Raw genomic sequence first — 12,506 nt, 5'->3', positions numbered from 1 at the left:
AAGAATTTTCTCGGAGCAATGTATAGGCGGACAGCTGCGCGAAAAGGTAAAAAACGAGCAGCAATAAATGTTGCCCATGCAATGCTGCGAATTGCATTTTATCTCCTCACTCGTAAAGAAATGTACGTAGATCTTGGTGAAGATTATTTTGACAAACAGAAGCAGCAATCTATTGTAAAGTATGCCGTTCGAAGATTAGAGAACTTAGGTTACTCCGTAACAATTGCCGCTAACTCCTAGCTCCATTCCCCAGACGCTTCAAAAAATGATTAAGTGGCGTCTTATTTAGTGCGGCCTTTTTCTGATACTCCGGATTTAATTTTCATGGGAGTTCATCGAAATGCGAAAGCACATGATTCCGAGGCGAGAACCAACTGCTCCTCCCCGCTACCGTCCGGAGCTATTCAGGACTTCCTATGAACGAAAAGAAATGATCTCTGTATTATAATCGAGTTTAGAATCAAGCAAGATGTAAAGAATGAAAGTAATAACGAAAATTTACATCGAGGTGCAGCCTCGGTATGAGGTCATGTATACATGAATCTTTCACTAGCTGGCATTCTTTTGTTTCTTGCCTTGCGTTACGCAAAGTGGTCTAAGTGACAAGAGTTTTACCCCACGATTCTCTATATGGTAATGCTCAACCTGCTCTACAGCTTTATCGTAAAAACTAACCCCCTTTGGTTGTATAAGTCCTCGCTCATCCCCCAAGGGCTGCTGGACATCATGATTATCTTTATCGTAGAAACTTCAATGACCATTTTGTTTTTATCCTACCACCCTATTCAGTGGAAGCGCATATCTCTGTACTGGGCATCTTGGATAATTGTCTTTTCTGTCATCGAGTACATTTTTTTCCTGACTGACCGAATGGATTATTTTAGGGGATGGAATATGGGGTGGAGTGTGATTTTCTACATCATCATGTTTCCAATGCTTTTTCTTCATTACAAAAAGCCGATTGTAGCACTGTTGCTTTCGATTCCTTTTACAGTTGGATTCATGTGGATATTTGATTATTTATGACCAACAGCAATCGAACAACGCTCCGGCCCTTAGAGCAAAAAGAGGCTCCCATTTGAAGAGCCTCTTTTCTTATGTTACGCTATGCTACATTTCCCTTAATGAAAATGGCACATTTCGTCTGGAGACTTAATTATTCTCCGTAAGCTGAAGGTTCCAGCCTAAACGCAAGACCTTGCCAGTTAAAGTTGGTGCGCTCTCGCTTTTGGCGATTATCGTGTGCTATTTTTCGGAAAAGCTTCAGAGCAGAGCGGTCATCCAGATGTCCGGTATCTAGGCCGAGGTGCTCGAACAAAAGCTGCCTACGAAACGTACTAACCGCTTCCTCATCCCATATCGATGCGTTCATCTCCGAATGACCATAAAACGAGTTCGAATGAAGGTTGCAAGAGCCGATAGTCATCCAAACATCGTCTACAAGCATGGCTTTAGCATGGACGTAAATATTGCTGCGTCCTCCCTTTCCGTCAGGACTGGAAATTCCGACCAGAGTAAAATTCTCATAGCTACCCAACGCTTCTATATGATCATAGAAACCTTTGCGTTCCGGGTTCCTGCGGGCTGCCCGTACATGTTCCTCGGGATCAGCCGGAACGAGCAGCACGATATCAACGCCTCGCTTCAGAGCATTCTCCAGTCTGACAGCAATCTCCGGAATCGGGAGAGCCTGATTTTCGATATAAATTGTGCTTTGAGCGGCATCAATCGCCTTTAGGTATTGCTCAGAAACAGAATGTTCACCTTCAACAAGATTGAACGGTTTCCCTTCCGGAGTAGGGTAGCTATTGTTGTAGCGATGTTCGTATACGTTTCTTTGTATTTGTACCGGTGTATTTCCCCGAGGCTCGGATACATGGGAGGGAAAGGGTAATTCGTCTTTGCCGGTATGTCCCCATATTCCGTCAATCTCCATCCTCTCACTGGCTTCATTCCACCTTTGAACGAAATTATGGTGCACATCGGTTGCGGACGGTCCAGTCACTTCGACATAAATGTCGTGGCGTTGATTTTCCCCGATATGCCCGGGTTCGACGGCCTTGAATGTCGGATTAATTCCCCCAACAAAAGACGTCTCGGACGGATGGCCCGCATCAATAAGCCAAATTTTCTGATGCTGACAATATTTCCCGTATGCTTGATCCCAACGGGCGCGAAAACGCGAGCCCCGTGCAGCGAGCATATCACGGTCTTCCTTGGACCCTGTAAAGGCTTGGCCATAACCACTGCTCTCTTGGTTGGGACGCCAGAATAAAACCCGGACGTCCAGCCCCCGAGCCTCCGCTCGATCCAACACATCCAGAATGGTACCGCGGCCGTCAGGCATCTGGAAATGCGGTGCCATGAAAGTAATCGAAATCCAGACACTAAACTGCGCATTTTCAATCGCTTCGCAGATGCGCCTAAAAGTCGGAGCGCTATCTACAAGCGGATACACGGCATTTCCGTATCGTACTGGATAAGATCCGAATTCGATATAGGGAATATGCGACTTTAAATTGGAAATGGTTGACAAAGGGGCTCCTCCTCAACGACAGGATAAATTCATCCTATCATATCCGAGGTTTGGAAAAAATTAATAATATATTAAGGCCTGCCCGATAGCACAACGCGGCTGCCGATCCATGACGGCAGCCGCGCTTAATTATTATTAAGCTCTAGTGTCCTTTAGCTTAACTACTCTTCTCCGAGTTCAGATTGAGAAACGTATTTAATTTCCGAGCCATATCTATAGCCTCTGTCAAAAAAAGCTCATTCAAATTATGTTTAAACAGATCAATCCCGACTCGCATCGTAAATCTTTTGCGCCAAATACGCTGGTCTTGTGCGTGTATCTGTAAAATGATCTCCATCGCCAACGATCAGGCGGAACAGGCCGAGTCGTGTTGACATGTGGGGATGCCAGCCGTAGCCTTCCCCTTGAGGTAAAACATTATCTTGATAAAAATATACATAGCTTTTGGGGGTTGGTAGCGCGTAGAACGCTTTAAGGTCCAGTTTTTCAAAAAGCGGTTTTGCCGGCTCCGGAGCGACACTTGTATAAAAATGCTTTGCATCTTCTGTGGAGGCTGTATTTACGAACATTGCCCGAAATGTCTCAAACGGAAGCATGATTGTATCATCATTAGACATCTTTCTAAGCGCTTCAAAACCTTGTCTCGTTGGGGGCGGTAATTGATCAACAAGCGATTCTCCGTCTTTTAATACAAACGCATCCCAGAAGACCAAGCGTTTGATACGATCGGGTACCTGTTCGGCAACTTTTTGAATGACCGTTCCACCGAAGCTGTGACCAACGAGAATAAAATCGTGCAGGTTCAGATGTTTTATATAATCAACGACTGATTTTGAAATCATTGCATGCGTGACATTTTTATTTGGATCGGATCCGTGACCTGCGTATTCTGGAGCGTGGACGGTGTTCCCGTGACTACGCAATACTTCAGCCACATCGTCCCAAAAATGAGAATCAGCCCACGCGCCATGTACAAGAACGAAGGTAAGTCGCTGAGGTGCAGGTAGTCGGTAACTGCCTCCGAAATCTTGAGGATAATGCCACCAAGCCCAGCTCGGTTCGGAATAAGGGTTATAGTACTGTCCCTGTGGTATGAACCGATAATTAGGATTTGGAATTTGATATTTCCCCGAAGAATAAGGAAACACGAACAACATCCCCTCTCATAATCGACATAATGGAGCATATGCCTACGGCGTCTTAAAGATTCATGTTCCAAATATATTATCGGCCAGTTCAATGTTCTTCTATATCCAGCTCTTGTTAATCATAGTTTTTTAAAAAACAACCGACAGCGTGCTCGTTTTACTGAAAATCCGACGACCATTTGTCACATGGATTATTCTACATAAATCTCGATATCGACTGCATGGAAAGAAGAATAAGCGACAACTTGTTGACTAGGACAATATGAAGGGTGGTCCTGTTGGTCGTTTAAATCGTTCTATCCGTTAATAGAAATTTGCCAGGCTATTTTTTCAAGAAAACAAAGGTCTGTTATGAATAATTACATAAACTTCCATCCAAAATATAAGCAAATCGTATGATGGGAACGAACAGCCATGCCAAATAACCAATTGAAACCAATCTCAATGAAGGATTTCCTTGTGGCTTGCCAACAGTCAAGTGACTTCGTTACGATAGAGCTCTCCTTTATGCTTACTGCACAAACAACTTTTAAGTTTTCCTACTTTAAAACGTTAATAGATAAAGAGATGTTGAATTTATCAATTCGATCGCTTCAACAGTTAGAACCCTCTCGCTCCTTAGTAACAATCGAAGAAGTTGTCTCTCATATTCCGATTGAAGGAATTCATCTTACCGATCAAATTGCAACTACTCAGTCAAGTGTGTTAAAGGGCCTTGTACTTGTACATAGTGATGAAGTGCCGGCTAGATATGCACTTGTTCCGATAGCAAGCAATGAAGGCCTTCGTACAAGCAATGATGCGGAAGAGGAATTTAGCGTCGTTGGGCCAAAGGTAGGCTTTGTCGAGGATATAGATATTAACCTAAGACTTATCCGGCTGCAGTTAAATACTCCCGATTTAATTATTAAGGAAATTTCAGTAGGGACCATTTCCAAAACGAAGGTATCCCTGCTCTACCTTAAAGACGCTGCCAATCCAGAAAATGTAGCCAAAATAGAAAAACGTATCCAGCATCTAAATTTTGACGTTATGTTTGATACGACTCAGCTTGATCAATTAATTGCGGATAACTCATTAACCCCCTTCCCGCTTTTTATAACAACGGAACGAAGGGATCGGGTCGTATATTCTCTTGTATTGGGTCAAGTAGCCGTGATTTGTGACGGCTCTCCTTACTTTATCACCGGACCTACGAATTTGTTTGACTTTTTTATATCCCCTGAAGACTACTATACACCTTGGCTGCTTGGATCTTTTTTTCGCTTAATTCGAATTTTCGGTGTTGTCTTCTCTCTTCTGGCGACCCCGATGTATGTTGCGGTCATCACTTTCCATTATGATATTATTCCCAAGGAACTGCTTGGACGACTGATTCATTCCAGACAAAGCGTACCCTTCCCGCCTCTCATCGAAGCATTATTTTTAGAGATTACTGTAGAATTTCTAAGGGAAGCAGGAGCCCGTCTTCCAAGTCGTATCGGACAAACGCTCGGAATTGTTGGAGGCATTATATTAGGTCAAGCTGCAGTTGAAGCTTCATTAACAAGCAATGTGCTAATTATCATCATCTCTCTGTCGGTTCTTTCTTCATTTGTTACTCCAATCTATAAGATGTCTAATGCTATTCGATTTTTGAGATATCCAATCATTTTTCTCGCAGCCATTTGGGGCAGTCTAGGGATTGCACTCGGGATATGTTTTTTGCTTGTGCATGTGTCCCAACTCCGTTCATTGGGCTATCCATATACAGTCCCTTTCTTTCCACTACGCAAAAACGATCTTAAAGATAGCATCATCCGTTCTTCTTATACACAGATCAATAATAGACCGAGCTTTCTCAAGCCTGTTACAAGCATTCGTTATACACCTAAAAAAGCAAAGGTTAAACGTGATTTTGATGAGGAGTGACAATCGTTGAGAATCAAAAAGAAGTGGAACTCTTCTTTACTTTTCTTAGTTATGAGTATCCTCCTTGCTTCATGCAGCAATAGACAAGTCATCAACCAAATTGAACTCGTTCAAACCGCCGGATTTGATTTGGATAACAAGGAAGTATTATCCAGCGCGCTTATTGGAGAATATAACGAGAAGGAAAAAACGAGTGTTAAATTGCTAAAAGCCACTTCCAACAATAGCTATGACATGATCCAACTTCTGAATCTCAAATCTAACTATCCAATCAAATACGGACAAATGAGAATGATGCTCTTCGGAGAGGCGTATGCCACGCACAATATTGGTCCTTTACTGAAATATCTCGCACAAGATGTATCCATTTCAGGTAACCTTAATCTAGCGGTATCCAAAAATAAAGCATCAGAGTTGTTAGCAGCAACGATTCCAACGCATGATCCCTTATTTTTAATGAAAATGATTATTCAAAATTCGGATACGGCGAATTTGCCACATACCGACCTGCAAACCACTCTATTCAACTTCTTTGATGAAGGAAGAGATATGTATTTACCGCTACTCTCATGGGACGCGAATAAAAAAACACTGGTCGAAGGAATTGTTCTATTTAAGGATGATAAGGATGGAAAGCTCATTTTACAAAAGGGCAACGAAGAGGCTCTATGGCTCAAAATGCTGGTTGAAAACAGTAAGAACGGTACCTTCATGTATCCTTTGGATGACGCAAACAACGAAAACGAAAACTTCGCTTTAGTGCAAATTATGGAGTCTAAGACGAACTTTACGTCCAAACCCGTCCAGGCCGATCCACGTCGAATATATGCTTTAGACATTAACATAAATGCGAAGCTACAAATAAAAGGTGGACTTCCTCATACAGAGAACAATCCATTACAAAATAAGCTCGAAACATACATATCCGGTAAAATGGAACATTTCATTCAATCCTGCCTCAGTGCCAATATTGATCCGGTTGGCTTTGGCAGCTTCTTCCGGAGTAAAATCCGAGGCTGGAATGCCTCCGAATTTTACGAAGTTTATCCTTCCATGAAAACAAATGTAATCACGAAAGTGCAAATTGTTAAGGCAGGTATAAAAAAATAATAAGAATGGGGACAAAATTACGTGAATGGAGTAGTCAGCGATAAATTTTCTGTTTCTCCTATCCATTTATTATTTCTGATGTATGTAAGTTTAGTAAGTCCGGGGACAATGAGTTTCCAACATGATATCACTTTTGGTGCTGGACATGATGCCTGGTTCTCGGTTGTTCTAGCCACTCTCTTTATCGCTTTGCTGGTTTGGATGATGTATTTTATCCTTAATCGACAGAATCAGGAACAAGCAAACCTAGTCTCCATTAACAATCGATATTTCGGGAAGGTATTGGGGACTGTCGTTAATCTTATCCTGGTTCTGTTCTTCGTATTTGGTTCATTTGTAACCTTCAGGTATTATCTTCAAATAATCCATATATGGGTGTTCCCACAAATGTTTATTTGGCCTATTGGATTATTTATTTTGTTTATTGTCTATTACGCCATTTCGGGCGGATTTCAGTCCATCGCAGGGTTATGTATGTGGGGGACTTTAAGTATATTTATTTTCATTCTGCCTCAAATATTGGTAGCTGCCTTCTCTCGCCTGCATACGGATAACTTTCTCCCGATTTTTGATCATTCAATAACACAAATCGCCCAATCCTCCAAACAGATGACGCATGAATTTGTTAGATGTGAAAATCTATTGGTCGTCTACCCTTTCATCAGAAGTCCAAAAAAAGCAGCCCCATGGGCTTTTGGGGCCGTTTTGGTTAGTGGCATTTTATATTTAACGCTATCTTGTATAGGTATCATGTATTTTAGTCAAGGTCAACTCCAACAAATTACTTGGCCAACCTTAAGCTTGTATTCGACACTTGACTACCCGATTATGCAGCGAATGGAAACATTGTTGATTACCGTTTGGATCGTTAAGATCTTAGCCATTATTTCTTTAGGATTGTGGGCAGCCTGCCACTGTATGAAACAGACGACAAAAATAAAGCAACGAACTAGTCTAAAGATTTTTATTGGGATCATTATAATTGTGTTTTTTCTTATTAGGGATGACGAACAAATCCAAACCTATTTCCATTTATACTCGATGGCAGGTGAGTATATGGTGTTTCTCTACATCCCCCTACTATTTGCTATCTCTTTATTTATAAAAAAACAAGCACAGAACTGCTGACATAACAGTTTTTTCGGTCTCCAGATGATCCCAGCATTTTCTTGATAATACGGATGTGATTGCTGATTTACTAACTCTCATTATAGCGATCCAAACTCAGCAAAGAAATTTCTAGCTAACTTATGACACAAGATGGAGTTTTTAGGAGGTAGGACGTGTATACTGTACTGCTGATTGTTTGCGTAGTTGTAGTTTTGCTGTGTGTCATAGGTATAGTCACCCAGCAACTGAAGCATAAGAAAGATCGTATCTAACTAAATGAACGTTGTATGTACTTCAAGTTGATTACATGGCCAGAAGTAAGATTCTGACCAAGGGAGACAACCTACCATATGCAGAAATGGTACACCATTAGTATGTATCTCGTGCTTCATCGCTGCTGCGGTAGTCTGCTTCCTGGACTTTGCACTATCGCGTCCGTTAGCTCAATGATGCACATCATGTACAAAAATTCTGATACAAAATGCTACCGCACTATTACTGTAGATCTAAAGTCATTTTCGTCTGTAATATATGACAATTTGTCAACCTTGAGCGACTCCATGTTAACGTACAATTCACTCAATAATTTGGGATCTTTACAGTATATTGATGTGTAGCTTGAATCAACACTCAGCAATATCAGTTCACAATCGCTTTTTATAAATTCTTCGTATTTATCGATTTTTAGAATATGACTCCCTATAGGAAAAGCCTTTAGGTCAGTAAAAATAATATATTGAGACACATCCGTATTGATGAATTGAAGTAGTTCCTCACCATTAAGAATATTTACGTTATCTGGAAATATTGGTTTTAAGTCGGTATCCTGCCACTTGTATTCTTCGCCGGCTCCAACTAACCAGTTATATTTCTTACGTTCAAATGGCTTCAGGATTTAGAAAGCCATTTTCCGTATTCATTAGGGATCTCGAAACTTATGCCTCTCACACTTTGCACAATTTACCTCCCCTAATTTCACCCAATTAATTCATTCTTTCCTTTACCTTAAAAGGGAACATCTTCCGGACGCGGCGAGCTGCTCCCTGATTATTCGACTATCGATTGACGGGGTTTTGACCATTTATGCGGCATTTAATGTTATTATGATTATAAAACAATCTCAAGTCCCTGGCCGACAGGCTGAACCGTCTCCAGAACGCGCTGGGTCATTTCATTCCCCATCAAAGATTCAATTACCCAAGCGGACAACTCTTGTCCGGCCAAACACCCAGCAGCCGTGCTGATGTTACCGTTATTTACAAAGCTCTCATTAACGACCTCCACGCCAAAGGCAGTTAACTGTGCGGCTGCAGTCGGATAAGTAGTTGCTCGTTTCCCTGTTAAGTAACCCAAAGCTCCCAAGAGCAAAGCACCTGAACACATGGATCCGATTAATTGCTGATCCGGTGTAAGTTGAAATCGACTTAGGTAAGCCGGGTCCTTGAACAGGGGTTGCACCCCTCTTCCGCTTGCGAACAGGACAGCATCCATTGTATTCGACTCCTCAACCATTCCATGCATGGGGATTCTTAATCCCGCCATAGACACATGCGATGGTGCGGTCCCAAGCAGCTTTACTTCCCAATCGGCGATACCACCGACCAATCGCACTCTATTCAACAAATCCCAAGGCAGAAACACATCAAGATCCGTAAAATCATCAAAGCAAATGATAGCTATTTTCATTTGTAAACATCTCCTCGCATTTTTATTGGAAACGTTACCCTATCCCTAGTATAGCGCATCGTTATAAGTTTTCAATTCCCAATTTTTTCATCCCAATTGTCCTCATAACAAATCGAAAAATCAAAACTGCATAAGTAGGAAAACTTAAAGTCATCTGCCCGTTAGTTGAGAAAGGCGAACGATCATTAGAACGGCCGCCTCCCTGTTTTCGATTCAACAAAAGTTCTCCGTTAACACTAACCTATGATCATTAACTCTTCGTGCTTTTTATCTCATCACCGATTATGTCGTAAAAGGAACATACGTTATCTTCAGGTCCGTTTACTCTTATACGCACGCCAACCCATTTGCCTTTCGTCGCCGATAAACCATGACACTGGGGATCACAAACACAAGAGACAGACCCGCGACAATCAAAGGGTTCAAAAAGAAGGATGAGATCCCGAGAACCGAGAACCGCCGAACAACGGGATCGTGCAACATTAAACGCATTCTTCAAATCCCAGTGAGCCTATAAGCCCAGCACCAAATATAGTAACTATCCTGTGTATGGTTGTTTTCATTCTTTCTCCAACGATTGTCCAGTTATGATGTTTATATTGGATTGAATGTCCATTCGCTTACGGCGGTGTTTTCGTGGTACTTGCGGTGTTATGGGGATGGCTTATCGATAAAAAAATGCCTAACATGTACGACTGGGTAGGAGCCGCTATTTGTATAATCGGTGTATCTATCATGTTATGGGCCCCAAGAGGGTAATAATTTTTTCATTGGTTAAACCCGACAGTAAAAAATGCTCCCTCTGATCGGAGCCTCTTTTGTTTTCCACGCCAAACTGCCTAGTTAGCTGAATAAAAAAGAGACCCACAACACTGGGCTGCGGATCTAAGTTATATATTTTTAAAGGGGGTCTTAATTTTTAGTATAGGCTAAATTCGTTAAGACAGCATGAAAATAAGATTTCAATTTGATTACATTTTTGAACTAAAGTGTCCGTTAATTCAATCCTAACTGTAAATTATACTGGACACCGCCCAAAAAAGTATGCGAACTCCATTCCATTCTGAAATATCCACTCACATTCAAAATAACTAATAACTTCATTAAGCCACCTTAAATTATATATGAAATCGTTTAAGTAATCTGCCAGTTACTTTAACGGAAAACGGCAACCGATCAGATGCCGGCTGCCGCAGTATTAATGTTCAACTATCGTGTCCGTCCCTCGGTTTTAAGGGTTTATCTCACGTATACTCAGTCATTCGCAGGATTTCTCACGTTGGAATGCAGTGGTCCGTAGGAAATAGAGCTTTTTTACCCGTAAACTTTGTGTTGTGGGCATGCCGAAATAGAAGAAACGAACGCTTTGGAACATTTCCCCAATTATACTCTGCTGCACGTATCCTCCACAATAACCCTGGAAGTTTACCATCCCACGGCTCTACGGGTCCCTGCCCTAACATTCCTTCGTTACACTTATCCAAGGTGTGGAGACCGATAGCGTTTAGCGGATGGGGCAAAGCCCTTATCGGATACGAACTCGGTCCTCCGTGCTTTCTTTTTCTGAAATCCTGCGAATGACTCAATTCACGTTTTAATAAATCTTACGCAGCTTGAGTGTAATTATGGATCGTTTTTTCAGGAGTGAACGACTCATCACGCTGAACCATACCGACTAGAACCCGCGCCAACTTCCCAAGCAGTTTAAACACCGACTGCTGTTTACTCATATGCTTTATTTGGACATTTTCTTCATGCAACTGTCGGAAAACAGCATTGATCCCCACCAATGTAAGAGTAGCCAGATACAAATATTTCCGCAGTTTGGCATCTCCTCTTTTCGAGATTACGATTTCCCCTTTTCGTTTTCCCGACATGCTTTCAGCGAGGTTTAACCCAGCCCTTCGTAGTAATTGTCGTCCATGGGCATACTGTTTTAGATCACCTGCACCTGACAGAATGGCTGCAATATAGATTGGCCCCAGCCCTTTAAGAGATCTTAGCTGGCTTGCTATAGGAATCTCATCGAGTACGGTTGCAATGTCTTTTTCAATTTGTTCTAATATATCGACGATGCGCTCGTACTCGTCTATTAAGCGTTGGAGATCCTGCTTTGCATCCTCGAGTGCCGTTGTATCCCCCACACTCTTGCTAGCGTGAGAGATGAGTTCGGCAGCTTTCTGAATACCAGTTGAACCACCAGCTCGCTTCATATGGTTTCTCCAACGTGTAATTACATCCGCTGTCGATTGATCTTTAAGTTCTAGCGGGGAAGGAAATTCTTTGAGGGTCGCTATTGATCGTGGACAGGTCCAATGTTTAAATACCGTCGTATATTCAGGGAAACGCATATCAAGCCAGCGGATAATTCGATTCTGCAGCCGAACGCTATTCGTGACCCAAAATTCGCGATCGCTCATAATGGTACGTATTCTTTGGAAATTGGTTGCCTGGCGTGTGTAATCATAGTAGTAGCCGCGACTAACAACGTCTGCAATGACAAGTGCATCCTTCGGATCACTCTTAGAAGGGCTGTTATCGCGATTTTCCTTGTTTCGCTTCGTAGTTGCGGGATTTACTAGGACAACATTTATACCTTTGTCATCAAGCCAATTGGCTAAGTTATACCAATAGTGGCCTGTGGGCTCCATTCCGATTATAAGACTCTTTAATCGGTGTTTCTGTTGTAATCCGTCGATCCACCGTTGTAATTTCTCGAAGCCTTCAATGGTGTTTTTGAAAGAAAGATGCCTACTAGAAAGTACGATCCCACGAAAGTTCGTAGCTTGGGCTACGTGGACTTCCTTCGCCATATCAATTCCTACAACAAGATGGGAAGTGGTAATTCGTTCTATCCGTTGATTTTGTCCGTCTGATTGCTTAAACTTCATAATAAGAGCGCCTCCTTGATGGTGTTGGGTTTTGAACCCGTGGACAAACCCATCATACCGAGGCGCTCCTTTTTTGACAAAGCCCAATTCTTAGGCTATACAGGAATGTTTAGC

8 protein-coding genes and 3 pseudogenes are annotated in these 12,506 nt (G+C 42.0%); 6 read left to right on the top strand and 5 right to left on the bottom strand.

Annotation, left to right across the window (positions count from 1 at the left end; all coding sequences use genetic code 11):
- Positions 1–240 (top strand): annotated as a pseudogene (locus tag O9139_RS01310) (IS110 family transposase); the annotation flags it as partial.
- 378 nt (positions 241–618) lie between these two features.
- Positions 619–1,026: pseudogene (locus tag O9139_RS33260) on the top strand (CBO0543 family protein); the annotation flags it as partial.
- Between the two features lie 130 nt (positions 1,027–1,156).
- On the opposite strand, the gene O9139_RS01305 reads toward O9139_RS33260, so the two are convergent.
- Together O9139_RS01305 and O9139_RS01300 are read right to left on the bottom strand one after the other, a co-directional pair.
- Positions 1,157–2,536 (bottom strand): phospholipase D-like domain-containing protein, encoded by a 1,380-nt coding sequence (locus tag O9139_RS01305; protein WP_270877643.1) that lies wholly within the window; start codon positions 2,534–2,536, stop codon positions 1,157–1,159.
- A gap of 260 nt (positions 2,537–2,796) precedes the next feature.
- Positions 2,797–3,693 (bottom strand): alpha/beta fold hydrolase, encoded by an 897-nt coding sequence (locus O9139_RS01300; RefSeq protein WP_333742435.1) that lies wholly within the window; start codon positions 3,691–3,693, stop codon positions 2,797–2,799.
- 405 nt (positions 3,694–4,098) lie between these two features.
- Between O9139_RS01300 and O9139_RS01295 the strand changes: the two genes are divergently transcribed.
- From O9139_RS01295 to O9139_RS01285, 3 genes are read left to right on the top strand one after another with little or no spacing between them, the layout of a single operon-like run.
- Entirely contained in the window at positions 4,099–5,595 is a 1,497-nt protein-coding gene (locus O9139_RS01295; protein ID WP_270877641.1) for a spore germination protein, read from the top strand.
- Positions 5,596–5,601: 6 nt separating this feature from the next.
- Entirely contained in the window at positions 5,602–6,705 is a 1,104-nt protein-coding gene (locus O9139_RS01290) for a Ger(x)C family spore germination protein (RefSeq protein ID WP_270877640.1), read from the top strand.
- A 21-nt stretch (positions 6,706–6,726) separates the two neighbouring features.
- A complete protein-coding gene (locus tag O9139_RS01285) occupies positions 6,727–7,833 on the top strand; it encodes a GerAB/ArcD/ProY family transporter (protein ID WP_270877639.1) in 1,107 nt (368 codons plus the stop codon).
- Positions 7,834–8,299: 466 nt separating this feature from the next.
- Here the strand turns inward: O9139_RS01285 and O9139_RS33255 are convergent, their stop codons facing one another.
- On the bottom strand, positions 8,300–8,707 hold the full coding sequence (locus O9139_RS33255) for a DUF2691 family protein (protein WP_408638356.1): 408 nt from the start codon (positions 8,705–8,707) through the stop codon (positions 8,300–8,302).
- Between the two features lie 215 nt (positions 8,708–8,922).
- Entirely contained in the window at positions 8,923–9,501 is a 579-nt protein-coding gene (locus O9139_RS01280; RefSeq protein ID WP_270877638.1) for a DJ-1/PfpI family protein, read from the bottom strand.
- A 618-nt stretch (positions 9,502–10,119) separates the two neighbouring features.
- Here O9139_RS01280 and O9139_RS01275 point away from each other — a divergent pair.
- A pseudogene (locus tag O9139_RS01275) lies at positions 10,120–10,260 on the top strand (YnfA family protein); the annotation flags it as partial.
- 845 nt (positions 10,261–11,105) lie between these two features.
- On the opposite strand, the gene O9139_RS01270 reads toward O9139_RS01275, so the two are convergent.
- Positions 11,106–12,392: an IS110 family RNA-guided transposase gene (locus O9139_RS01270; RefSeq protein ID WP_270877637.1), complete on the bottom strand. Its 1,287-nt coding sequence runs from the start codon at positions 12,390–12,392 to the stop codon at positions 11,106–11,108.
- Positions 12,393–12,506: the final 114 nt, after the last annotated feature.

The sequence above is a fragment of the Paenibacillus aestuarii genome (genome assembly GCF_027789125.1).
Lineage (GTDB): Bacteria > Bacillota > Bacilli > Paenibacillales > NBRC-103111 > Paenibacillus_E > Paenibacillus_E aestuarii.
The sequence above is the reverse complement of the archived record's forward strand: the minus strand, read 5'-3'. Positions and strand labels throughout refer to the sequence as shown.

Coding starts and splice junctions, on each gene's coding strand:
- O9139_RS01300 (WP_333742435.1), bottom strand. CDS start 3,693: ATGTTGTTCGTGTTTCCTTATTCTTCGGGGAAATATCAAATTCCAAAT.
- O9139_RS01295 (WP_270877641.1), top strand. CDS start 4,099: ATGCCAAATAACCAATTGAAACCAATCTCAATGAAGGATTTCCTTGTG.
- O9139_RS01280 (WP_270877638.1), bottom strand. CDS start 9,501: ATGAAAATAGCTATCATTTGCTTTGATGATTTTACGGATCTTGATGTG.
- O9139_RS01270 (WP_270877637.1), bottom strand. CDS start 12,392: ATGAAGTTTAAGCAATCAGACGGACAAAATCAACGGATAGAACGAATT.